Source organism: Haemophilus parahaemolyticus, assembly GCF_002015035.1.
Lineage (GTDB): Bacteria > Pseudomonadota > Gammaproteobacteria > Enterobacterales > Pasteurellaceae > Haemophilus_A > Haemophilus_A parahaemolyticus.
In genome coordinates, this window is sequence record NZ_MUXY01000001.1 from 198,006 (window position 1) to 222,106 (window position 24,101).

At 39.9% G+C, this 24,101-nt stretch carries 24 protein-coding genes; 9 read left to right on the plus strand and 15 right to left on the minus strand.

Features of this window, described 5'->3' with window-relative positions:
* Window positions 1-28 precede the first annotated feature (28 nt).
* The gene (locus tag B0185_RS00875; RefSeq protein ID WP_005705680.1) at window positions 29-853 is read left to right on the plus strand and encodes a 5'-nucleotidase, lipoprotein e(P4) family; all 825 of its coding nucleotides are present in this window, start codon (window positions 29-31) and stop codon (window positions 851-853) included.
* Window positions 854-918: 65 nt separating this feature from the next.
* On the opposite strand, the gene dxs is transcribed toward B0185_RS00875, so the two are convergent.
* The 3 genes from dxs to dapA form a co-directional block, all read right to left on the minus strand.
* Window positions 919-2,772: a 1-deoxy-D-xylulose-5-phosphate synthase gene (dxs, locus tag B0185_RS00880; RefSeq protein WP_005705705.1), complete on the minus strand. Its 1,854-nt coding sequence runs from the start codon at window positions 2,770-2,772 to the stop codon at window positions 919-921.
* A gap of 60 nt (window positions 2,773-2,832) precedes the next feature.
* Entirely contained in the window at window positions 2,833-3,642 is an 810-nt protein-coding gene (suhB, locus tag B0185_RS00885; RefSeq protein WP_039863033.1) for an inositol-1-monophosphatase, read from the minus strand.
* 132 nt (window positions 3,643-3,774) lie between these two features.
* Window positions 3,775-4,665 (minus strand): 4-hydroxy-tetrahydrodipicolinate synthase, encoded by an 891-nt coding sequence (gene dapA / locus B0185_RS00890; RefSeq protein ID WP_005705675.1) that lies wholly within the window; start codon window positions 4,663-4,665, stop codon window positions 3,775-3,777.
* Window positions 4,666-4,857: 192 nt separating this feature from the next.
* Here dapA and argA point away from each other — a divergent pair, with 192 nt between their 5' ends.
* The gene (gene argA, locus B0185_RS00895; RefSeq protein ID WP_005705694.1) at window positions 4,858-6,168 is read left to right on the plus strand and encodes an amino-acid N-acetyltransferase; all 1,311 of its coding nucleotides are present in this window, start codon (window positions 4,858-4,860) and stop codon (window positions 6,166-6,168) included.
* A 114-nt stretch (window positions 6,169-6,282) separates the two neighbouring features.
* The gene (locus B0185_RS00900; RefSeq protein ID WP_005705633.1) at window positions 6,283-7,440 is read left to right on the plus strand and encodes a chorismate mutase; all 1,158 of its coding nucleotides are present in this window, start codon (window positions 6,283-6,285) and stop codon (window positions 7,438-7,440) included.
* Between the two features lie 124 nt (window positions 7,441-7,564).
* Here the strand turns inward: B0185_RS00900 and B0185_RS00905 are convergent, their stop codons facing one another.
* On the minus strand, window positions 7,565-7,930 hold the full coding sequence (locus B0185_RS00905) for a helix-turn-helix domain-containing protein (protein ID WP_005705666.1): 366 nt from the start codon (window positions 7,928-7,930) through the stop codon (window positions 7,565-7,567).
* Between the two features lie 127 nt (window positions 7,931-8,057).
* Between B0185_RS00905 and B0185_RS00910 the strand changes: the two genes are divergently transcribed.
* Window positions 8,058-8,984, plus strand: coding sequence for a Slam-dependent surface lipoprotein (locus tag B0185_RS00910; protein WP_005705831.1), 927 nt, complete (start codon window positions 8,058-8,060; stop codon window positions 8,982-8,984).
* Between the two features lie 37 nt (window positions 8,985-9,021).
* On the opposite strand, the gene B0185_RS00915 is transcribed toward B0185_RS00910, so the two are convergent.
* The 8 genes from B0185_RS00915 to ycaO all read right to left on the minus strand — a co-directional run bounded on the left by B0185_RS00915 (window position 9,022) and on the right by ycaO (window position 16,741).
* Window positions 9,022-9,627: a TIGR04211 family SH3 domain-containing protein gene (locus B0185_RS00915; protein WP_005705754.1), complete on the minus strand. Its 606-nt coding sequence runs from the start codon at window positions 9,625-9,627 to the stop codon at window positions 9,022-9,024.
* A gap of 154 nt (window positions 9,628-9,781) precedes the next feature.
* A complete protein-coding gene (gene aroA / locus B0185_RS00920) occupies window positions 9,782-11,086 on the minus strand; it encodes a 3-phosphoshikimate 1-carboxyvinyltransferase (protein ID WP_005705857.1) in 1,305 nt (434 codons plus the stop codon).
* Between the two features lie 45 nt (window positions 11,087-11,131).
* Complete coding sequence (gene cmoB, locus B0185_RS00925; protein ID WP_005705788.1) at window positions 11,132-12,094, minus strand: tRNA 5-methoxyuridine(34)/uridine 5-oxyacetic acid(34) synthase CmoB; 963 nt, start codon at window positions 12,092-12,094, stop codon at window positions 11,132-11,134.
* 195 nt (window positions 12,095-12,289) lie between these two features.
* Window positions 12,290-13,006 (minus strand): HvfC family RiPP maturation protein, encoded by a 717-nt coding sequence (locus B0185_RS00930; protein ID WP_005705863.1) that lies wholly within the window; start codon window positions 13,004-13,006, stop codon window positions 12,290-12,292.
* Window positions 12,996-13,916 carry an HvfB family MNIO-type RiPP peptide maturase gene (locus tag B0185_RS00935; protein WP_005705672.1) on the minus strand — a complete coding sequence of 307 codons (921 nt, stop codon included), beginning with the start codon at window positions 13,914-13,916 and terminating at the stop codon, window positions 12,996-12,998. Before B0185_RS00935 ends, B0185_RS00930 begins: the two co-directional genes overlap by 11 nt.
* A 77-nt stretch (window positions 13,917-13,993) precedes the next feature.
* Complete coding sequence (gene hvfA / locus B0185_RS00940; RefSeq protein WP_005705726.1) at window positions 13,994-14,281, minus strand: oxazolone/thioamide-modified RiPP metallophore HvfA; 288 nt, start codon at window positions 14,279-14,281, stop codon at window positions 13,994-13,996.
* Between the two features lie 34 nt (window positions 14,282-14,315).
* Entirely contained in the window at window positions 14,316-14,756 is a 441-nt protein-coding gene (locus B0185_RS00945) for an HvfX family Cu-binding RiPP maturation protein (protein WP_080349510.1), read from the minus strand.
* A 221-nt stretch (window positions 14,757-14,977) separates the two neighbouring features.
* On the minus strand, window positions 14,978-16,741 hold the full coding sequence (gene ycaO, locus B0185_RS00950; protein WP_005705778.1) for a 30S ribosomal protein S12 methylthiotransferase accessory factor YcaO: 1,764 nt from the start codon (window positions 16,739-16,741) through the stop codon (window positions 14,978-14,980).
* 169 nt (window positions 16,742-16,910) lie between these two features.
* Here ycaO and B0185_RS00955 point away from each other — a divergent pair, with 169 nt between their 5' ends.
* Complete coding sequence (locus B0185_RS00955) at window positions 16,911-17,456, plus strand: carboxymuconolactone decarboxylase family protein (protein ID WP_005705834.1); 546 nt, start codon at window positions 16,911-16,913, stop codon at window positions 17,454-17,456.
* Window positions 17,457-17,564: 108 nt separating this feature from the next.
* Here B0185_RS00955 and rluD read toward each other — a convergent pair whose 3' ends face one another.
* Window positions 17,565-18,542, minus strand: a complete 978-nt coding sequence (gene rluD / locus B0185_RS00960; RefSeq protein WP_005705843.1) for a 23S rRNA pseudouridine(1911/1915/1917) synthase RluD — start codon at window positions 18,540-18,542, stop codon at window positions 17,565-17,567.
* Window positions 18,543-18,700: 158 nt separating this feature from the next.
* On the opposite strand from rluD, the gene B0185_RS00965 reads away from it, so the two are divergent.
* The 4 genes from B0185_RS00965 to recQ all read left to right on the plus strand — a co-directional run bounded on the left by B0185_RS00965 (window position 18,701) and on the right by recQ (window position 22,886).
* On the plus strand, window positions 18,701-19,474 hold the full coding sequence (locus B0185_RS00965; protein ID WP_005705785.1) for an outer membrane protein assembly factor BamD: 774 nt from the start codon (window positions 18,701-18,703) through the stop codon (window positions 19,472-19,474).
* A gap of 64 nt (window positions 19,475-19,538) precedes the next feature.
* On the plus strand, window positions 19,539-20,567 hold the full coding sequence (gene tsaD, locus B0185_RS00970) for a tRNA (adenosine(37)-N6)-threonylcarbamoyltransferase complex transferase subunit TsaD (RefSeq protein ID WP_005705619.1): 1,029 nt from the start codon (window positions 19,539-19,541) through the stop codon (window positions 20,565-20,567).
* Window positions 20,568-20,613: 46 nt separating this feature from the next.
* The gene (gene cyaY / locus B0185_RS00975; protein WP_005705676.1) at window positions 20,614-20,922 is read left to right on the plus strand and encodes an iron donor protein CyaY; all 309 of its coding nucleotides are present in this window, start codon (window positions 20,614-20,616) and stop codon (window positions 20,920-20,922) included.
* A gap of 158 nt (window positions 20,923-21,080) precedes the next feature.
* A complete protein-coding gene (gene recQ, locus B0185_RS00980) occupies window positions 21,081-22,886 on the plus strand; it encodes an ATP-dependent DNA helicase RecQ (RefSeq protein WP_005705706.1) in 1,806 nt (601 codons plus the stop codon).
* Window positions 22,887-22,921: 35 nt separating this feature from the next.
* Here recQ and ispA read toward each other — a convergent pair whose 3' ends face one another.
* Together ispA and xseB are read right to left on the minus strand one after the other, a co-directional pair.
* Window positions 22,922-23,815: a (2E,6E)-farnesyl diphosphate synthase gene (ispA, locus tag B0185_RS00985; protein ID WP_005705768.1), complete on the minus strand. Its 894-nt coding sequence runs from the start codon at window positions 23,813-23,815 to the stop codon at window positions 22,922-22,924.
* Between the two features lies 1 nt (window position 23,816).
* Window positions 23,817-24,038, minus strand: a complete 222-nt coding sequence (xseB, locus tag B0185_RS00990) for an exodeoxyribonuclease VII small subunit (protein WP_005705698.1) — start codon at window positions 24,036-24,038, stop codon at window positions 23,817-23,819.
* Window positions 24,039-24,101: the final 63 nt, after the last annotated feature.

A 24,101-nucleotide genomic window follows, 5' to 3' on the forward strand; every position in this document is an offset into this window, starting at 1 on the left:
TGTCATTTAATTTCAGAAGGAAAAAAATATGAAAATGACTTTAAAAGTAAGTGTATTAGCGACGTTATCTGCATTAGTCTTAACAGGTTGTGCACATAATCAAATGGATGCAAAAGCACACGCGGAAGCTCAATTGCAACAACAAGCAGTAATGGGCATTAACTGGATGCAAGATTCGGGCGAATATAAAGCGCTTGCCTACCAAGCTTATAACACGGCTAAAACTGCCTTTGATCACGCGAAAGTGACTAAAGGTAAGAAAAAAGCGGTGGTAGTAGATTTAGACGAAACGATGCTAGACAACAGCCCATACGCTGGCTGGCAAGTTCAAAATAATAAAGGTTTTGATGGTAAAGATTGGACACGCTGGGTTGATGCTCGACAATCTCGTGCAGTTCCTGGTTCGGTGGAATTTAACAACTACGTTAATTCACACAAAGGTAAAATGTTCTATGTAACCAACCGTAAAGATAGCTCCGAAAAAGCGGGTACAATTGACGATATGAAACGTTTAGGCTTTGAAGGTGTGGATGAGTCAGTGCTTTACTTGAAAAAAGATAAATCAGCGAAAGCTGCTCGTTTTGCTGAAATTGAAAAACAAGGCTATGAAATCGTCCTTTATGTAGGCGATAACTTAGATGACTTTGGTGATACAGTGTACGGTAAATTAAATGCAGAACGCAGCGCATTTGTAAAAGAAAACCAAGAAAAATTTGGTAAAACTTACATCGTATTACCTAACCCTAACTACGGTGGCTGGGAAGGTGGTTTAGCCAAAGGCTATTTTAAAGGCGATGCTCAAAGCAAAATCAAAGCTCGCTTAGATGCAATCCAGGCTTGGGATGGTAAGTAGTTTTCGCTAATGAAATATAAAAAAACGGCTTAATATTTAAACTATTAAGCCGTTTTTTATGGGATTCATCTCAACAATGCCTGAATTTTCTGTTCAATCCCTTCCGCATTCAACCCAATTTCTGCATAAGCTTCTGGTTGTGTTGCTTGTGGAATGAAATGGTCTGGAATACCGAGCATTGCAAGCGGTTTAATTTTGTTGAACGATTGCAAATATTCATTTACCGTACTGCCTGCACCGCCTTGAATAGCGTTTTCTTCAATGGTTACTAATAAATCGTGTGAATCTGCAAGTTGTGTAATTAGATCGCCATCAATTGGTTTTACAAAACGCATATCAGCAAGGGTGTAGTCGTTATGCTCTGCAACGATTTGGGCTTCGTGCAACATTGTACCAAAGTTTAAAATCGCAACTTTTTTACCTTCTCGAATCAGACGACCTTTACCTACCTCCAACGTTTGCATTGGCTGTAATGCTACACCTTGAGCATTGCCACGTGGGTAACGCACTGCTGTTGGCGTATTCATTGAATAAGCGGTAAATAGCATTTGACGCATTTCATTTTCATCTGATGGCGTCATAATCGTCATATTTGGAATGCAACGCATAAAGCTTAAGTCGAACGCTCCTTGGTGGGTTTGCCCATCCGCCCCCACGATGCCCGCACGGTCAATCGCAAAAATGACAGGGAGATTTTGAATTGCCACATCGTGAATTAACTGATCGTAAGCACGTTGTAAGAAGCTAGAATAAATTGCCACAACAGGTTTAAAGCCTGCAATCGCAAGTCCTGTTGCAAAAGTAACCGCGTGTTGTTCTGCAATGGCTACATCAAAATATTGCTCTGGGAAGCGTTTAGAAAATTCCACCATTCCAGAGCCTTCACGCATAGCAGGGGTAATGCCGATAAGTTTCGGATCTTGCTCTGCAATTTCACATAACCAATTACCGAAAATATCCGAATAGGTTGGGATGGTTTTCGTTTTTGGTAATTTTCCGCTTTCAGGATCGAATTTTGGCACGCCATGGAAACCGATTGGGTCGTTTTCTGCAGGCTCATACCCTTTGCCTTTTTTGGTACGAATGTGCAAGAATTGTGGACCTTTTAGGTCACGCATATTTTCCAGCGTTTTCACCAAGTCATCAATGTTATGCCCGTCAATTGGACCAATGTAATTGAAGCCAAGTTCTTCGAACAGCGTACTTTCAGGCGAGAAAATCACGCCCTTCATATGCTCTTCGCTTTTCTTCATAAAGTTTTTAATGGTCGGCACTTTATCCAGAATTTTCTTACTGCCATCACGCATGGTAGTATAAAGCGAACCTGAGAAAATGCGTGCGAGGTGGTTGTTTAACGCCCCCACGTTTTCGGAAATCGACATCTCGTTATCGTTTAAGATAACTAACATATCAGTATGTAATGCACCCGCATGGTTTAAGGCTTCAAATGCCATTCCTGCGGTAATTGCACCATCTCCAATCACACAAACGGTTTTACGCCCTGCGTTCTCTTTTTCTGCTGCTACCGCAATACCTAAGCCCGCACTGATCGAAGTAGAAGAGTGCCCTACGCTTAATACATCGTAAATGCTCTCTTCACGCCAAGGGAAAGGGTGGATACCATCTTTTTGGCGGATGGTTTTGATTTGGTCACGGCGACCTGTAAGGATTTTATGCGGATAAGCTTGATGGCCTACGTCCCAAATGAGCTGATCAAACGGCGTTTGATAAACATAATGCAAGGCAACAGTAAGTTCAACCACGCCCAACCCTGACGCTAAATGCCCGCTTGACTGGCTTACACATTCAAGCAAATAAGCACGCAATTCGTCTGCAAGCGGTTGTAATTGATCTTTATTTAGCAAACGCAAATCTTCAGGCGAATTGATTTGGCTTAGCAAAGGGTATGATTTTTGCATAAAAGATAATCCATGTGGGCGTAATGTAAAGATGAAACGGCTTTCGACCGCTTATCTGGCTTATTTAAGATCTTCTGTTAATACAGGTTGAATGGTGCTTAAAATCTCTTTCACAACACGAGCTTGACCAACAACAAGGTTGCCTGATTTTAAGTAATCTGTGCCACCCACAAAGTTGGTTACGATTGCACCCGCTTCACGAGCGATCAGCTCACCAGCAGCACAATCCCAAGGTTTTAAGCCGATTTCAAAGAAACCATCGACACGGTTTGCTGCAACATAAGCTAAATCTAACGCTGCTGAACCTGTACGGCGGAAATCTGCTACGCCATTGTTCATTAAGCCTTCGAGCATATTTAAATGTGCAGGACGATGTTTTGGATTTTTGAATGGGAAACCAGTTGCAAGCACGGTGCCGTTTAAATCACGACGGCTTGTATCAACACGTAAACGGAATTCATTTAATTTTGCCCCTTCACCGCGTACGCCAGTGAAAAGTTCATTACGGATAGGATCGTAAACTACGCCAACCGTTGTGCGACCATTCTCGCGAACAGCAATAGAAACACAGAAATGCGGTAAACGTTTTACGAAGTTAGTTGTGCCATCTAATGGATCAATCACCCATTGCACGCTGTTATCTTTACCTTCAACAATGCCTGACTCTTCCGCAACGATAGCGTGATCAGGATAAGATTTTTTGATAACTTCGATAATTGCTGCTTCTGCGGCTTTATCAATTTCAGTTACATAGTCATTTGAGCCTTTACGAGCCACCTCAGTATCTTGAGGTGCTTGCTCATAACCTTTTGCAATAATATTGCCTGCTTTTCGTGCTGCACGAATAGCAATGTTTAACATTGGATTCATATTTCCACCAGATTTTAAAGAACGAAGAAAGATGGCGAATTATAGTATAAAAAAAGCGGGAGAGGAATGAAAAGCGGTGGTTTTTAACGGAAAATTTACAAAAATGGCGGACTAAAGCCCGCCTTACTAAAATTATGCAATTAAACCCGCTTGTTTTAAAGCTGCTAACACTTTTGGTTGAGCTTCTTCAGAGAGAGTCGTTAATGGCAAACGTAAGTTTGGTTCACTCACTAAGCCTAATTTATAAGCTGCCCATTTCACAGGAATTGGGTTTGCTTCCACAAATAAATCGTGGTGTAGTACATTTAAGCGTTGGTTAATCGTCTCTGCTTCTTCAAATTTGCCCGCTAAAGCTAACTCACACATTTTCGCCATATCAGCAGCTGCCACGTTATTGGTTACAGAAATAACACCTTGACCGCCTAATTTCATTGACGCTAAACCTGTTGCATCATCACCGCTTAAGAAAATGAAATCCTTACCAGCTAATTCTTTAATGAGCGGTAATCGACTTAAGTCGCCTGTAGCTTCTTTTACGCCAACAATATTTTCAATTTTTGACAAGCGACCAATAGTTTCAGGTTTTAAATCGCTGCCTGTACGACCTGGCACATTATATAAAATTTGCGGTAAATCAGTTGATTCAGCAATCGCTTTATAATGTTGATACATCCCTTCTTGGGTTGGTTTGTTGTAATAAGGTACAACGCTCAAACAACCCGCAACGCCACTGTTTGCAAGTAATTTCGTCATTGTGACTGCTTCACTTGTCGCATTTGAGCCTGTGCCTGCAATAATAGGAATACGACCATCAGCAAATTCAACGGTTTTCTTAATCACTTTCACATTTTCATCGATGCTTAACGTAGTAGATTCTCCCGTTGTACCTACTGAAACAATCCCGTGCGTACCAGCTTGAACGTGATATTCTACTAATTTTTTTAATTCTTCGTAGTTCACCTCACCGTGTGTCATTGGGGTAATCAGTGCTACAATACTACCGTGAAATAAAGGCATTGCCATAATTCGACTCCTGTTTTTATTATGATTGGCTTGCTTTCATAGATTGCAAAAATACTTAAAAATATGCAAGTTTTTTTTTCAAAAATAGAGAATTTATTTTCGAGTTTGTTGAGTTTGATTTTAAATTCGTTAAATTTGCATAAATATGCAGTTTAATGTATAACTACTCATAAAATTTGAGAGGAAATCTTTATGCGTAATACTGAATTAGTCCAATGGTTTAGACAATCCACACCCTATGTGAATATGCATAGAGGAAAAACGTTCGTCATTATGCTAGACGGCAACGCAATTGCCCATTCCAATTTTGTGAGTATTGCCAATGATGTGAGTCTATTACATAGCCTTGGCATCAAGTTAGTAATTGTATTTGGTGGGCGTCTGCAAATTGACGAATTATTGGCAAAAAACAATCGCTTGTCGCACTACCACAACCATATTCGTGTGACAGATCCTAGTTCGCTGGAATGCGTTAAGCAAGCAGTAGGCGGTTTGCATTATGATATTTTCTCCAAACTCTCACTTCGTCTGCCAAACTCTCCCGTACTAAATGTGGTCAGCAGTAACGCGATTCTGGCTCAACCTCTTGGCGTAATTGATGGAGTTGATTTCGGCTTAAGTGGTAAAATTCGTCGCATCAATGTTAAAAGCATTCAGCAACAGCTAGAGCAAGATGCCATTGTTGTCATTGGACCGATTGCACCCTCTGTTACGGGTGAGATGTTTAATCTACCCTTTGAAGAAATTGCGACTCAAGTGGCAATTAAACTCAAAGCGGATAAGTTGATTGGCTTTTGTGGTGAGCAAGGTTTGCTGGATGAAAAGGGTGAAGTAATTTCTGACATTCATCCACGGGAAGCAAAACGCTACCTCAATAAATTTATTGAAAATGGCGATTACCACAATTCCGCTGCACGTTTTTTACAAGCTGCAATTGAAGCTTCGTACGCAGGCATCAAGCGTTCGCACCTGTTGAGCTACAAAGAAGATGGCTCGCTCTTGCAAGAACTTTTCTCTCGTGATGGTATCGGTACGCAGCTTTCCGAAGAGAGCTCAGAACATATCCGTATTGCAACTTCGCATGACATCCCAGGTTTGCTTAACCTAATTCGACCGCTTGAAGAGCAAGGTATTTTGGTAAAACGTTCGCGTGAGCAATTGGAAGTTGAAATCAGCCGTTATACCATTATTGAGCGTGATGGTATTGTGATTGCTTGTGCGGCTTTGAACCCTTATTTAAACGAAAAAATGGCAGAAATGGCGTGTGTGGCTGTGCATCCAGACTACCGTGATTCTTCCCGTGGCGATGTATTATTAGAAGCGATTAAACGCCGTGCTATTCAAATGGGCATTGAAAAACTCTTTGTGCTCACTACTCGCACAACACAATGGTTTCAAGAACGGGGGTTTGAAATTAAAGGCACAGAAGATTTGCCTGCGTATAAACGTGAACATTATGATCATCAACGGAAATCGCGGGTATTAGTGTTGAATATTGTATAAAATGGACATGGGGAAACTGAATTTGTCTTTGCTGGTTTTATCTTTATTTGTTACTTTTCTTTAACGCTGAAATCATTATAATCCAATTATTTTTATGAGATTATGAGAAAAATTATGTCCCTAGACCTAACCAATATCCGTACACAAATTACCAGTCTTGACCGCCATATTTTAAAGCTATTATCAGAACGTCATCGATTGGCGTTTGATGTAGTGCGTAGCAAAGAGATTACGCAAAAGCCACTTCGCGATGTTGTTCGCGAAAAGGAGCTTTTACAAGAGCTTGTAAATTTTGCTGAGTCTGAAAATTACCAGCTTGATCCGCAATATGTAACCCAAATTTTCCAACGCATTATTGAAGACTCTGTTCTGACGCAACAAAATTACCTACAAAATAAATTGAATGAGCAAAAAGAAGAGAGCCTTTCAATTGCCTTTTTAGGGATGCGTGGTTCTTATTCAAATATGGCGGCTCGTCAATTTGCGAAGAAATACCAAGGCAATTTAGTAGAGCTGAATTGTGCCTCATTTGGTGAGATTTTTGCCAAAGTAGAAAAAGGCGAAGCTGATTTTGGTGTGTTACCGCTGGAAAATACGACTTCAGGCTCAATCAATGAAGTTTATGACTTATTACAACATACGGAACTGGCGTTAGTGAGTGAATTGGCTTATCCAATCAAACATTGCTTGTTGGTAAATGGCAACGTGGATTTAGCCGAAATTGACACTATTTACACGCATTCACAACCTGCTCAGCAATGTAGCCAATTTATTCAAAGCCTTGACCGCGTGCATATCAAATATTGCGAAAGTAGCTCACACGCAATGCAGATGGTCGCACGTTTAAATAAACCAAATGTGGCGGCTATTGGCAATGAGGATGGCGGTAAACTTTACGGCTTAAGCAGTATTAAATCGGAAATCGCTAACCAAGTGAATAACATTACTCGCTTTATTGTAGTGGCAAAAGAGGCGGTAAAAGTTTCTCCACAAGTGCAAACTAAAACGTTGCTATTGATGACGACGACACAACAAGCAGGTGCTTTAGTCGATGCGTTAGTCGTATTCAAACAGTTTGGCATTCGTATGCTGAAATTAGAATCTCGCCCAATCTATGGCAAGCCGTGGGAAGAGATGTTCTATGTTGAGCTTGAAGCCAATATGCACAACGAAAACACGCAGAAAGCATTGGAAGCCTTAAAAGAAGTAACCAGTTTCTTAAAAGTGCTAGGCTGTTATCCAAGCGAGATTATTGAGCCAGTAAAAATTTAGAAAAATTGACTAGTAATAGGTGTATAAATAAAGCATATTACTTATTTACTACGCTATGATATATCTTATATAGTGATTTAGGGCAGAGAAAACTCTGCCCTATGTTGAAATAATATTAATCACTTTATTTTTTTGTTTTAAGCAATTCAATGATCTCTTTTAATGCAATAATTTCATTCTCTTTTGCATCTAATAATAATTTAAGTTTCTCATTTTCCATCGCTAGAATACTATTTGAACCAAAAGAACAACCATTATTTGAATGGTCTCCAATGGTAAAGAAAAAAGATTTATCTTGAGAAGAGATTAATTCCACAATATCAATATGAAATATTTGAGCAATTTGCTTAAGTTTATCAACTGTTAGATTCGTTTTCCCGTGCTCAATTTTTGCATAACCTGCTGGCGACATTTCAAGCTTTTCAGCCATTTCTTCTTGTGACCATTGGTTGATTTCTCTCATGACTCGAATTTTATCGTGGATTTCCATACTAGATTCTCTAAGTAAAATATTCATAACTAAAAGTATGTTTTTTCATACATTTAGTTAATGGTTTTTAAATTTGAGCGAGTATATCATTTCAACAATTTTTAATCCAACTCCTGAGGAACTCATAATGAAAAAAACATCTTTAGCCATTGCTTTATCATTAATATTAACCGCTTGTGGTTCTAGTGGTGGCAAACCTTCCATTTCAATACCTACAGCTACACAAACACCGACTATAAATAATTCATCCTCAAACAAACCTGCGACACACGAAGCTGCTCCGTCTAAACAAACTCAAGGCACTACATCAAATCAGTCAACACCAGTTACGACTATGCCAAAACCCGATGAAACTAAGCTAAATAATACAGGTGTTTCTTTGAATAAAAATGATTTTATAAAAGGCGAAATTAATAAAGAACCTGTCTTAGATCAAAATGGTAAAGAAATTGCACAGTTATCTGGTCATAATCGAGCATATTCTTTTAATGGAGCATTAATGAAATCAAAAGATAGTGGACTAGGTAAAATTATTGTAGGAAATACAGTACTTAAATTAGCAGATAAAGTTGGAGCAATAGGTGGTTTAACAGGCTCTAGCTTATCTAAAGCGATCGTTTCTCTTTATAATGCTACGCAAAATCCAGAGCGTGATATTTTCTATTTTGGTAGTGAAACACCAGAGTCTAGTATTCCTAAAAGTGGTATAGTTACTTATAAAGGTAATGCAAGCCGTTACGATAATGTGACAGCTCAAGTTAAAAATATTGGGGAGACAGAGCTAATAGCAGATTTTGAAAATAAAAAAATTAAAGGTGAACTAAAAATTGATGGTTTATTTCGTCGAAATATTTCGCTAAAAGAGGCTGATATTCAAGGTAATGGATTTAAAGGTGAAGCCGTTGCAGGAGAGAATCATATTTTGATGACTCGAAAAGGCGAGTATGAAGGTAAATTCTACGGACCAAGAGCAGAAGAGGTTGCGGGTAAAGCAACATTTTCAGAAGAGTTAAAAGACTTAAATACCAGTTTTAGTGCTGAACAGGTAAAATAGCCTAAAATAAAGGGAGCAGATGCTCCCTTTATTTATTTTAAGCCCATCCATTACGTTTACGACGAGGCAGGATATATGGCATCAGTAGTCCTAAGATTAAACCAGCAATGAGAACAACTCCACCATAGATAAAATATTGAATGGCTATTGCCCGTTTTTCGCTATCTTGCATTGTTTCTAGACTGCGATTCTTATTTTTTAGTACCTCAATTTCACGTTTTAATTGTGCATTTTCGGCAAGCAAATCACTTGTTTGTTTTTCTGCGGCATTACTACGTCTCTGCATTTCGATTGTACGTTGTTGCCAGTCGTTATCAATACGGCTTAACCTTCCACTAAGATCTTGTACTTGTTGTTGTAATTGGGGAATTAGCTCCTTAGGGCTTGCAGTTTGTGAGATTTCGGAGGCTAAAACCCAACCTTCACGGTTACGGCTATCACGAATAAGTACAAATCGGTCTTTACGATCTAAGAGAGTAATTTTTTCACCTGCTTGGATTGAACCTGAGATTTTGTATTGATCTCCCGCACCTTTACGCATATAAGTGCTTAGATTTTCAGTAATATAATCAGTCGAAAAAACAGGTAAAGAAGAAGTTAATAATAAAGAGGCAAGAAGAAATGTTTTTAATTTTTTTGACATAATAAGTCCTAATGATCATATTATTTATAAGCTACTTTTACTGACTCTTTTTATCAAAAATAGTTTATAAATAATTTAGGGAAAAGTCTGGGGATTTATAAACTTTGTATTTACTAAAAGGGAATAACCTAAAGAGGTTATTCCTCTTTCTTTGTTATCTGATTGATAACTTCTCCAATTCCGCAAAATAGGTAGGGAATGTTTTTGCGGTGCATTTTGGATCTAAAATCGTTACTGGCGTATTAGATAACGCAATGAGTGAGAAACACATCGCCATACGGTGGTCGTTATAGGTTGAGATTTCCGCGTGTTTGAAATGCTCCAATGCAAGCGGTTGAATTCGGATAAAATCTTCTCCTTCTTCCACTTCCGCCCCTATTTTACGTAGTTCGGTTGTCATTGCAGTTAAGCGGTCAGTTTCTTTCACACGCCAGTTGTAGATATTACGGATCACGGTTTCGCCTTGAGCAAACAGAGCCGTGGTAGCAATGGTCATTGCAGCATCGGGAATATGATTCATATCCATATCAATCCTGTGTAAATCTCCCTGTTCTGCTTGGATAAAATCGTCGCCCCAAGTGATTTTTGCCCCCATTTTCTCTAACACATCAGCAAACAAGCGGTCGCCTTGAATAGAATTTTTACCAATGCCGGTAACTTTTATATTACCTTTAATCGCCCCCGCTGCTAAAAAATAAGACGCAGAAGACGCATCGCCTTCGACTAAGTATTTTTCAGGCGAAACATAACGCTGATTGCCTTTTACTAAGAAGGTTTGGTAGTGTTGGTTTTCAACGGTTACGCCAAAATCTTTCATCATCGCAAGCGTGATGTCTATGTAAGGTTTTGAAACCAGATCACCAATAATTTCAATCTCCATATCACCCTCTGCAAGTGGAGCAGCCATCAATAACGCGGTTAAGAATTGACTAGAAATCGAACCATCAATTTTCACTTTGCCACCTTGCAAACCTTTATTGCGGATTGCAATTGGCGGGTAGCCGATATTTTCTAAATAACGTACATCAGCCCCCACTTGTTGTAGTGCATCAACTAAGTGCTGAATTGGACGTTCTTTCATACGCGGTTCGCCTGTTAAAATCACTTCTGCATCGTGTTTTCCTTTTAAACAAAGTGCAGCGGTTAACGGACGCATTGCTGTGCCTGCATTTCCTAAAAAGAGCGATAAGCCATTTTGCCAATTAAAAGCTCCACCTACGCCTTCGATTGTGCAGGTGGTTTTATCATCGGAAAGTTGATAGCTTACACCCAATGCCTTTAAAGCATTGAGCATATGGCGGATGTCGTCGCTATTGAGCAAGTTAGTTACTTGAGTTGTGCCGTGTGCGAGGGCTGCGAGCAGCAAAGCACGATTTGAAAGGCTTTTTGAGCCTGGTAAATTGATTTCGCCTTCCACACGGGTGATAGGCTGTAGCGTGATTCGTTCTAATTGTGTCATAAAGATTCCGTTGTGTTTGTTATTTTTAAGTATCAAGATTATAAACTAAGCATTCGCCAAAATCACTGCACGTTTTGGAGCGGGTAAACCTTCGATAGTCTTGCTGTGGTCGGTTGGATCTAAGAAATCGACCAAACTTTCATTTTCAAGCCAATCTGTTCTTCGTTGTTCTTCAAGCGTGGTAACAGCTTGATCGACACATCTCACATTTTTAAACCCCACTTTTTCCAACCAGTTAATTAAGCATGGTACGGACGGAATGAAATAAACGTTTTTCATTTTCGCATAGCGGTCGGCAGGCACAAGGCAAGTGTTCATATCGCCATCAATGATCAGCGTTTCTAGTACCAATTCTCCACCTTTGACCAGTTGGGCTTTGAGCTGTGAAAGATGATCAAGCGGCGATTTACGGTGATACAACACGCCCATTGAAAATACCGTATCAAAGGCAGCAAGTGGTTGCATTTGTTCAATACCAAGTGGAATCAAATTTGCACGGCGATCATTACCAAGCAATTTCCGTACGACTTCAAATTGGCAAAGGAACAGCTCAGTTGGATCAATTCCCACTACCATTTTTGCCCCTTCGCCCACCATTCGCCACATATGATAACCACTGCCACAACCTACATCTAAAATCGTGCGATCTTTTAGCGGTGCAAGGTGTGGGAGCACGCGATCCCATTTAAAATCAGAATGCCATTCGGTATCGATATGGATTCCGTGTAGGTGATACGGGCCTTTTCGCCATGGCATCAGCTGTTTTAAGTGATGGGTAATGCGTTGGGTTTCACCTGCTGAAAGCGGTTCGGTTGGAATGGATTCCACTTTATCTTTCAAGTTAATGCAAGCGGTCGAATTTGGCATAAAATCGACAATTTTTGCCCATTTGGCATAGTCACCATGGGTGGTTTTTTCCCATGCTTTGAGCTGTGCGGGAAGGGTTTCAAGCCACGCAGAGAGGTTCGTGGTGGCAATTTGTTTATAAAAAGGACGGAAGTCTATCATAGAGAATCAAGCGTAAAAAAGAATAAGGCATTTTAACAAACTTTGTTAGAAAAGCTAAAAAAATTACCGCTTGTAAGTAAGTTCTAGGAGGAAATGACGTTAAGTCGTGATAAGCTATTGCACCTAATAAAAATTAGGTGAAAAAGATATCTTTTTCACCTATCTAATATTGGGATATGTTTTTCTGAACAAAATTTATCCCTCTTTAGGATAAAGCACTTCAGCATTAATCCAATTCACCCAAGTGTTTTCCAATAATGGAATTAAGGGGGTGCTATCTTCAACTACGGTATTTAAGGCAGATAATACCTCTTCTAAAGACGAAGGTTGTTCTTGTATATAACTTAATAGCCAAAAGTCAAGTTCAGATAAGCGTTGTTGCAGAATATTAAAATCGCTATCCCGCCATATAACAGCTTGCATAGGGTTTTCATCAAATTGTTTAAAATCGCTTGATAAAAAATCGACTTCATAGCTTTTTAAATAAGCTGCATCAGATAACTGCATTACGCTATGCTTATTCCACTCAAATTTTTCAGGTACTTTTGCTAAAGAAACTTCTGCAAGTAATTGTGTATTTTCAAAATCCATCAATGCCAGTATATTGGCATCAAAACGCTCTTTTTCTTGGCAAAATAAGAGAAATTCTCCAGCAATATCTTGAAAATAAGGCGAATGTGATTTTCCTGTTAATACAAACGTTTCTTTCGTCTGAGACCAACTCTCAGCAGAAACGTGTTTAGGTGCTTCAACAAAACAACGGTCAATAAAACCAAAGATGTTATTTCGAACTAAGCGAGCATAAACAGCGAGGCGATTCGGAGCATAACCATTTAGAGGTTGAGCATGAGCCAATCGAACGGCTGTGGCAAGTGCTTTTTGTGTTTCAATAAGCGAAGGTTTAGGCTGCATAGGATATTACCTCTTTTTGAGCATATTTTTGCTGTAGTTGTGCAATATGTTCAACTTCAGCATAAAGTTCTGCAAATGGAGGGAAGTTGAAATCACGCTCTAATAATGTTGGCGGAATGACGGGTAGTCGTTGATAGGCATATTCTAATAAATCCCACACAGTACCTTTTACTGCCTCACCGTGCGTATCAATTAATAACTCGGGTAAATGGCGATATGCCCCTTTTATTTTATTAAATGATTCTCCTTCTAAATCCTCCACAACTTGTGCCGCAGAATGTTCTTCGTCGTGTCCGGCAATATGAATGTAATTGACACGTTTCACATCTACTTGATCTAAAAAAACATAAGGATCAAGTAAACCGTGATTGACGCCATTTACATAAATATTATTTACATCTAAATGAATACCGCAATCCGCTTCTTGTGCAATAGCATTTAAAAATTCTACTTCATTCATTGTGCTGGTGGGAGAGTGTAAATAATAAGAGGTGTTTTCTAATGAAATTTGTAATCCTAAAAAATCTTGCACATATTGGATTCTCTGTGCTACGTGTTTTACAGCTTCTTCTGTAAATGGCATAGGTAATAAATCATATAAATGCCCTTCACATTCACAATAACTCAGATGTTCAGAAAAAAATGTCGAATTATATTGAGTCATTAATGCTTTAGTATTTTTTAATAACTCGCGATCAAGAGGTGCTTGCCCGCCTAATGAAAGTGATAGTCCGTGTACCGCAAGTGGATATCTTTCAGCAGCCTGATCAAATTTATAACGAGCAGCCCCCCCCATTTTTACCCAATTTTCTGGAGCAACTTCCATAAACTGAATCGCATTATTTGATGATAAATTCAAAAAATCATCTGCTAAATCTCGACGATACCCTAATCCTGCACCTTGTAACATAATTATTTACTCCTTTTAATACAACACTGGTGTAAATTTACACCAGTGTTATGTATGGCATCTAGATTTAAATACGATTATTTAGAACCGCATTTACCCTCACCACATTTACCTTCTGCAGCTTTTGGTTTGCTCGCACCGCATTTACCTTCACCACATTTACCTTCTGCGGCTTTCGTTTTGTTTGCACCACATTTGCCTTCACCGCATTTACCTTCTGCAGCTTTTGTTTTCACACATTTATCACCCACACAAGGGGTTGCAGCTTTATCTGTACTGCTTGATTTTGATTCAGCATGTGCAACAGTAGCTACTGTCATCGTTAATGCTCCTGCTAATGCGGCTAAAGTAGATAATTTTTTCATTTGAGTCTCCTAGAGTTTGATATTGAATATATAGTTAGAGGAATTTCAACCAGCTTTTAGTTGGATAAACCTTCTTAATAAGCGTGTCTAAAGAGAGTTTCCCTGCTCCCTGAGTAATTAAGATTAATAAAGTTACCACATAAATTAAAGGTAATTTATAACCGTTATCACAAACGTTATAACCTGAATCAGCGTGAATACTATACCACGCAACAGAGATTAAAATCGTTAAACCTAATGCACTAAAACGAGTTAGTACCCCGAATATTAGCAAGAAGGGGAGAATTAATTCCGACCCCATTGCAACGTGCCAATTAATATCAGCAGGAATAAGATTAAACGGAAAAGGAAAACGATCTTGTATTTCAGTAAACCAATTTTGACCATTCCATTTTTCTAACCCTGCCTCTAAAAACTCCCACGCAAGAAAAAAGCGTAAAATCAATAAACTCACGCCGCTACTGATACCTTGCATCTTACAATCTTTCATCTTTTTCCTCTTATTGATTACCTATTTTATGAAATTATTTAGTTCATTATGCTAGGAAATATTTCCCAGTTATTCTATTAGTCGGAGATAAGCCTTTTTTCTTACACTTTTTTTCAAAAAATCGAAAATATTATTTTTTGCAAAAATGCAGATAACATTAAGGGCAAAGATTCTAATGATCTTCGCCCCCTTTTATCTTTTAATAATTAACGTGTAATTGGAGTGATTTTTGCACGTTGTAATTTGCGATAAGCGTCCAAGAGTTTTTGGTGAGCTGGCATATTTTCTAAAGCTTCATCAGAAGCAGTTAAGCCATAGAACGGATTACCACCATTTGCAGCATTCCATGCAAATTCAACCGCTTGTTTACCGTACATTTTCTCAAAAACTGCACGATATTGTTCAGGCTTGCGGTTTTCATCGAGGAATAATTCGATGGTTTGAATTAAGCAGCGGTAGTAGTTGTTGCGTTCTGCAGTGAAGACGGAAGCGTTCATATTTGCCGTCCAGTTTGCCCAGTCTAACGCTTGTTCTAAATTGCCTAGAGCTAAGTGAAGCATAGATTTCAGCTCGCCAATACGTAAGGTTTGCATTGCTGAACCTTTCTCGGCAACGATACCGATAAACTCACGGACACGGGTTAAATCGTCGATGCCTTGTTCATCTAATTCGTCCAATAATTCTTGGTACGTTTCCGCATCGTGGTGGAAATGCGGTAGATCTAACAGAATTTCTCGCCAATCCATCCCCATATTGTTGTTGGCATAAATTAAGTCATCGCTTGGGTAGATGTTCGACATACCAGGGGCAAGGATACGGCAAGCGTAAACGCCTAAATGCTCATAATCCATAATGTAAACAGGCTGTTCGTATTTGTTGAAGATTGCTATTAAATTATGGAATTCTTGCTCGGTTGTGCCTGAGAAATCCCAGTGAACGAACGGGTAGTCCGCCTCTTTTTTGAAAAGATCCCACGAAATTAGACCGCTTGAGTCGATGAAATGGGTTTCAAGATTAGCGTGATCGGCAACATCTTCATTATTGAAAGAAGGTGGTGAGAATACGTCTAAATCTTTTAAGCTACGACCTTGTAAAAGCTCAGTTACGGTGCGCTCGAACGCCACTTGGAAGTTCGGATGTGCACCGAATGAAGCGAAGCAAGTGCCGTTTTGCGGGCTAAGCAAAATCACGCAAATCACAGGGAACTCACCGCCTAATGAGGCATCGTAGCAAAGGATTGGGAAGCCTTCTTGCTCTAATTTTTCAATGGAGGCTTTGATGGTTGGATAGCTATCGATCACCGATTGCGGAATTTCAGGCAAGCTGATCGCTTCTGCGATAATGCGGTTTTTCACAAAACGCTCGAACACTTCAGATAAGCCTTGCACACGGGCTTCGTTTTTAGTGTTGCCCGCAGACATACCGTTTGAGACGAACAAGTTGCCGATAATGCTTTGTGGAATGTAAACCGTTTGGTTGTCTGATTGGCGAACGTAAGGCAAAGCCACAATGCCGCGATCGTAGTTACCTGATTGTAAATCGACTAACAGTTCTGGCGTGAGTTCGCCATTCGGGTCAAAGTATTCCCATAAGAAATCGTCCATCATCTCTATTGGTGGCAAAGCTTCATCTTCAATCGGGAACCATTTTTCAGATGGATAATGCACGAAATCACCGTTTGCTATCTCTTGCCCTAAATAGAAATCAGCCCAGAAATAATTGGTCGATAAACGCTCAAAATACTCACCTAATGCAGAAGCAAGTGCCGCTTTTTTACTCGCACCCTTACCGTTTGAGAAACATTGTGGGCAGTCTGCATCACGAATATGCACCGACCAGACATTTGGCACAGGGTTTAACCAAGAAGCTTCTTCAATGTTAAAGCCAAGGGTTTTTAGTTTGTGTTGGAAGGTAGAGATGCTATCTTCAAGGGCTGCATCTTTACCTGTAATAAAAGTTTGTTCAGACATAAAGTACCTTATCAAATGTCGTTAAAATTGCGGTATTCTAGCAAAATTTGATCGCTAGTTATAACTTTTTAATCTATAAAGTGCATTTTATTTCTTTTTATTTGTTACGAAACCCTCGTATTATTTCTCACACGAAATACATCTATTTATATTTATTTAGGAGAACACAATGTCTAAATTTCAAATTCATACTATTGAAACTGCACCAGAAGCTGCAAAAGAAGCATTAACTGCGGTCAAAAACGCAAACGGTTTTATTCCAAATTTAATTGGCGTATTAGCCAACGCACCTACTGCATTAGAAACTTATCGTACTGTAGGTGGGATCAATGGTCGTAATAGCTTAACTGCAACAGAACGTGAAGTCGTGCAAATTACCGCAGCAGTGGTTAATGGTTGTGGATTCTGTGTAGCGGGTCATACCAAGATCGCATTAAAAGTGTTGAAGCTAGAAGAAGAGTTAGTAAACCAAATTCGAGCAACAGCTCGTATTGAAAGTGACAGCAAATTAGATACTTTAGCACGTTTTACGCTTGCAGTAATGTTACAAAAAGCAAAATTAACAGAAGCACAATTAAATGCATTCTTTGCGGCAGGCTATACGCAAGAACAAGCGATTGATGTTGTGTTAGGGGTAAGTTTAGCAACACTCTGTAATTATGTGAATAATCTTGCGGAAACACCTATCAATCCTGAATTACAACCATTCGCTTAATTGATAATAATATTTGAGTGAAGTTAACGGCAGGTAAATCTGCCGCTTTTTATCTTCGATTATATAAATGTTGTTTGTTATTCCAATAAAGAAAAGAGTAGGGAGCTTTTAATAATCCAACTGATCCTTATACAACGTATAATCGTCTTTTAAGGCTTGGATAAGCTCCACAAAATCATCAGGCAATGGGGCGTGCCATTCCATGAGTTCACCTGTGATAGGATGCTCTAAACGTAACATCGTGGCGTGTAAGGCTTGGCGTTGAAATGAACGTAATACTGCTAAAAATTCTTCACTTGCACCTTTAGGTGGGCGAGGACGACCGCCGTAAAGTTGGTCTCCTAAAAGCGGGTGGGCAATGTGTGCCATATGTACACGGATTTGGTGTGTACGCCCTGTTTCCAAGCGTAAACGCAAACGAGTATAGTTGCGGAAACGCTCCATAATGCGGTAATGCGTGACTGCAGGTTTACCCATTGGATGTACTGCCATTGCGGTGCGTTTGGTTGGGTGGCGAGCCATTGGCTCATCAACCTTACCACCTTGGGTCATAATGCCACTCGCAACAGCTTCATATTCACGGGTAATTTGGCGTTTTTGTAATGCAGTTACTAAGTGAGTTTGAGCAGGGATATTTTTCGCGACTACCATTAAACCCGTTGTATCTTTGTCTAAACGGTGTACGATACCCGCACGTGGCACTTCTGCAATCGATGGATAGTGGTAAAGTAGTGCATTTAATACTGTGCCATCTGGATTACCCGCACCTGGGTGTACGACTAAATCTTTCGGTTTGTTGATCACAATAATATCGTCATCTTCATACACAATATTAAGTGGGATATTTTGTGGCTCAAAACGCACTTCCTCTTCAATTTCTGCCAATACTTCAATCAGTTCGCCACCAAAAACTTTTTCACGTGCTTTATTGACTACTTTGCTATTTACTTTTACTAAATCGTTTTCAATCCAAACTTTAAGGCGTGAACGTGAATAATCGGGGAAAAGTTGAGCAAGTGCTTGATCAAGCCTTGCTCCTAATAAATCGGCAGAAACTTCTGCAGTTAGTGTCATCTGTTGAGCCATTTGTCTATTCCTATTTAATCTATATCTATTGCTTATTTGTGAGCGTGTTATAAAATAAGGCAATTCGTACGAACTTAATGAAGTGCCTTTGGTCTATAGCAAGTATTGTACATTAACTTTTGATCTTAGACACTTTTTATCTCTTTAAGGTAATTATTATGCGTAAATTTACTTCTCTTGCTTCGCTTATGTTAGCTGGTTTACTCATTGTGGGTTGTTCAAACTCAAACAAAGAGCTCGAAGAAGCATCTGCTCAAGACCTTTACAGTAAAGGTCAAATCTACTTACAAGATGGCGATTATAACTCAGCAATCCGCTATTTAGATGCGATTGGTGGAAAAGGAAATACTCAATTTGGCGAACAAACACAATTGAGTTTGATTTATGCACAATATAAAGTGGGTGAATATTACAAAGCATTAGATATTGCAGAACGTTTTGTGCGTGCTTACCCAAATAGTGCTCATACAGATTATGTCTTCTACCTAGCAGCACTTTCAAATGCTCGTTTAAGCGACAATTTTATTCAGGATTTCTTTGGTATAAACCGTGCTTCTCGCTCGATTGATGCTGTGCGTAACGCTTACGGTAGTTTCCAGACCATCGTACGTGATTTCCCAAACAGCAAATATGCACCTGAAGCACAACAATGGATGGGCTATTTGCTAAATCGTATGGCAGAACACGAACTTGAAGTAGTAAAATTCTATGACAAACGTGATGCTTATGTTGCAATGAGCAACCGCGTGGAAGAAATGATGCGTTTCTATCCTGATACAAAAGCCACTGCTGAAGCGTTACCTTATATGAAAAAAGCCTTTGAACAAATGGGTTTGAATGATTCTGCTCAAAAAGTAGATGCCTTGATTGAAGCGAATAAAGGTAAAGAATATCCAAACGTAACTAAACCAGCTTACGGCGAACAGTTCTAATTTCATTTTATTTTGCCACAGCAGTTCAATGCTTCTGTGGCTTTTTTAGTATTTAAAGCATAGTATGAAAATTCTCGGCATTGAAACTTCTTGTGATGAAACAGGCGTTGCCATTTATGATGAAGAAAAAGGATTAATCGCCAATCAACTTTACAGCCAAATTGAGATGCACGCAGACTACGGCGGCGTTGTGCCAGAATTGGCTTCACGCGATCATATCCGCAAAACCGTGCCATTGATTGAAGCTGCATTAAAAGAAGCAAATTTGACCGCTTGCGATATTGATGGCGTTGCTTATACCGCAGGCCCTGGCTTAGTTGGGGCGTTATTAGTGGGGGCAACTATTGCTCGTTCGCTTGCCTATGCGTGGAATGTCCCCGCATTGGGCGTGCATCATATGGAAGGGCATCTACTCGTCCCAATGTTAGAAGAAACTCCACCAGAGTTTCCTTTTGTCGCACTGCTTATTTCGGGTGGGCATACGCAATTAGTGAAAGTGGATGGCGTAGGTCAATATGAATTGCTTGGCGAATCTATTGACGATGCTGCAGGCGAAGCCTTTGACAAAACAGGCAAACTGCTTGGGTTAGATTACCCTGCTGGTGTTGCGGTTTCAAAATTAGCGGAACAAGGCACGCCAAATCGCTTTGTTTTCCCACGCCCAATGACGGATCGCCCAGGCTTAGATTTCAGCTTTTCGGGCTTAAAAACGTTTGCCGCGAACACCATCAATGCCAATTTAGATGAGAACGGTAAATTAGACGAGCAAACTCGCTGCGACATTGCCCACGCTTTCCAACAAGCTGTGGTAGATACTATCCTCATCAAATGCAAACGTGCATTACAACAAACAGGCTATAAACGCTTAGTGATGGCAGGCGGTGTAAGTGCAAATAAACAACTGCGTGCTGATTTAGCTGAAATGATGAAATCCCTTGGCGGAGAGGTTTACTACCCTCGACCACAATTCTGTACTGACAACGGTGCGATGATCGCTTACACAGGCTTCCTTCGCTTAAAATATGGTGAGCAAACCGATTTAAGTGTGAGTGTAAAACCCCGCTGGGCAATGACGGAATTACCAAGTTTGTAAGCGGTCAGATTTTCAGAAAATTTTGCAAAACATAAAGGAATAAAAAATGAACTTAGCACAATTTCATCAACTTGTTGAACAAACTTGGGACGAAATCGAAGAAAAAATTGATGATGAAGGTTTATCTGTTGATACCGAAATTCAAGGTGCGGTTTGCACTTTAACATTCGATGATGACTCACAAATTATCATTAATAAGCAAGAAGCGATGCTAGAACTTTGGCTTGCCAGCAAATTAGGTGGTTTCCACTTCAAATATCTTGATGGTGAATGGAAAACAACGGAAGGGCGTTCATTCTGGCAGCATCTAGAAGAAGCCTTTGCAAGACATGGGGAAGAAGTGAGCTTTTTCTAATACTTCTACTCGCTCGCTTATGGGAGAGGGGAATTTGCCAACATATAATATAAAATTGACCGTTTGTCCTCTTTCTGATGCAAATTGCTTAACGTAATTTCCGTTTGTCTCTCTCAAGCGAGCGAGAGAAATGAATATAACACCATTCTTATTATCCAATGCAACCACATTCCACTCCACAAACCATACTACAAAACGTATTCGGTTATCAGCAATTTCGTCAAGGTCAGCAAGAAGTAATTGAGGCTACGCTTGCTGGCAAGGACACACTCGTCATTATGACCACAGGCGGTGGAAAATCGTTGTGTTACCAAGTGCCTTCCCTCTGCTTGGAAGGTATTACGCTGGTGATTTCGCCTCTTATTTCTTTAATGAAAGATCAGGTTGATCAGCTGCTCACCAATGGTATTGAAGCGGGTTATCTTAACTCCTCTCAAACCTTAGAGGAACAGCGTGTAATTGAGCAAAAAGCCTTATCTGGTCAGTTGAAACTGCTCTATCTTTCGCCTGAAAAAGTGATGACCCAAGGTTTCTATCACTTTATTTCACATTGCAAAATCAGCTTTATTGCCGTTGATGAAGCTCATTGTGTGTCACAATGGGGGCATGATTTCCGCCCTGAATATACCCTTTTGGGCAATTTGCGAAATACTTTCCCAAATATACCGCTTATGGCACTCACAGCGACAGCTGATCCAACAACTCGTGCGGATATTTTGTTGCATTTGCGTTTGAATGAACCCCATACTTATTTGGGTAGTTTTGACCGTCCAAACATTCGCTACACCGTACAAGAAAAATTTAAACCGATGGAACAACTTGCCAAGTTTATTGCGGGGCAAAAAGGCAAGAGTGGCATTGTATATTGCAATAGTCGCAAAAAAGTGGAAGAGATTACGGAAAAATTGAGTGCGAGAAACATTTCTGTCATGGGCTATCACGCAGGAATGAGCGTTCAACAACGTGAAACCGTACAAAATGCCTTTCAGCGTGATAACATTCAAGTGGTGGTTGCAACGGTTGCTTTTGGTATGGGGATCAACAAATCTAACGTGCGTTTTGTGGTACATTTTGACCTGCCAAGAAGTATCGAATCTTACTATCAAGAAACAGGACGTGCTGGACGTGATGATTTGCCTTCGCAAGCGGTGATGTTTTACGACCCAGCCGATTATGCGTGGCTGCAAAAAATGCTGTTGGAAGAACCAGAAAGCGAACAACGCGATATTAAACAACACAAATTACAAGCCGTTGGTGCATTTGCTGAATCACAAACTTGTCGCCGCTTGGTTTTGCTCAACTATTTTGGCGAATCCCGCCGAGAACCTTGTAAAAACTGCGATATTTGCCTTGATCCCCCACGTAAATACGATGGACTGATTGATGCACAAAAAGTGATGTCGGTAATTTATCGTACAGGGCAAACCTTCGGAATGCACCACGTTATCGCTGTACTGAGAGGGTTAAATCATCAAAAAATTCGCCAATACGGACACGATCAACTCAGTGTTTATGGGATCGGAAAAGAGCAAAGCCAAGATTATTGGGTAAGCGTGATTCGCCAGTTGATTCATTTAGGCTTAATTAAACAAAACATTGTGAATAATTCAGCCTTGCAACTTACCGAAGAGGCACGTCCTGTATTACGTTCAGAAGTGAAGTTGGAGCTGGCTACGCCACGCTTAACTTTCTCGGCTTCTGCATACAGTCAAAAACAGGCAAGCATCCGCTACGACAAAGATTTATTTGCTCGCTTGCGTTTCTTACGCAAACAGATTGCCGACAAAGAAAACATCCCGCCTTACGTAGTGTTCAACGATGCCACTCTCGAAGAAATGGCACAGTTCACGCCAACCACAAAAGTGGAAATGTTAGATATTAACGGTGTGGGTGAGCGAAAATTAGAACGTTTTGGCGATGCTTTTATGAACTTAATTCAGTCACATTTAGCGGCTAGGCGGTAGAGTCTAAGCATATAGAACATCTATATGCTTTTCTTTTAAATATCGCGATGAATAATAAAATTCGCCAACTCTTTTAATGCTGTAGTATCAAAATTTAACTCACTTAAGGCATCAAGTGCGATTTGATAAAGTCCTTCGGCTTTTTGCTGTGCACCTTCTAATCCTAATAGTTTTGGATAGGTGCTTTTATTGTGTTGCTCATCAGCCCCTGCGGTTTTGCCGATTTTATCTGTTTCACCAATGACGTCTAAAATATCGTCTTGCACTTGGAAAGCTAAGCCAATCGCTTGGGCATAGCGTTGAAGCTGCATTTCAATACGTCTATCTTCCGCATAATCAGAAAGGTTAAAACCCATTAACACAGATGCTTCAATTAACGCCCCTGTTTTATTACGATGAATAAATTCTAACTCTTCTAATGAAACTGCTTTGTTTTCCGCAAGCAAATCTAAATTTTGCCCCAAGCACATTCCTTTTGCCCCAGCGGCTTTTGCAAGCGATTGAATTTGGCGAATTTTTTGCAAAGGGGGAAGATGTTCATCGTCTGCAATCAGTTCAAAGGCAAAACTTTGCAATGCATCGCCCGCTAAAATTGCGGTGGCTTCATCAAAGGCAATATGACAAGTTGGTTTACCGCGTCTTAACATATCATCATCCATGGCGGGTAAATCATCGTGCACCAATGAATAAGCGTGGATAGACTCCATCGCCCCTGCTGAAGCATCAATTTTTGTGAGGTCTACGCCCAACATTCTTCCTGTTGCATACATTAAAAATGGGCGAACACGTTTCCCACCAAGTAAGACTGCGTGAACCATCGCATTGGCAAGCGGTGCTTGTGTAGTTTTAAGCATTTCAAGCTGAGTAGAAAGATAGTGGTTAATGCGTTGCTGGATTTCAGCAAGATCGGTTGAGAGAGAGTAAGTCATATTAGTAATCGGTGAGTTCAGCTTCAGGTGTTTTGTTAAGAAGAATTTGAATGCGTTGTTCTGCTTTTTGCAAGTATTCTTGTCCTTGTTGCACCAGTTTAACCGCAGTTTCAAATTCATTTAAAGCATCTTCAAGCGATAAGTCGCCTGATTCTAAATGCGTTACAATGCTTTCTAACTCTTGTAATGTTGTTTCAAAATTGGGTGTTGGTTTCTTAGCCATTTATCTTTCTCTCGTTAATAAAGTGTGAACAAAGTTTACCGTTCTATGTCTGTTTTTGCAAAT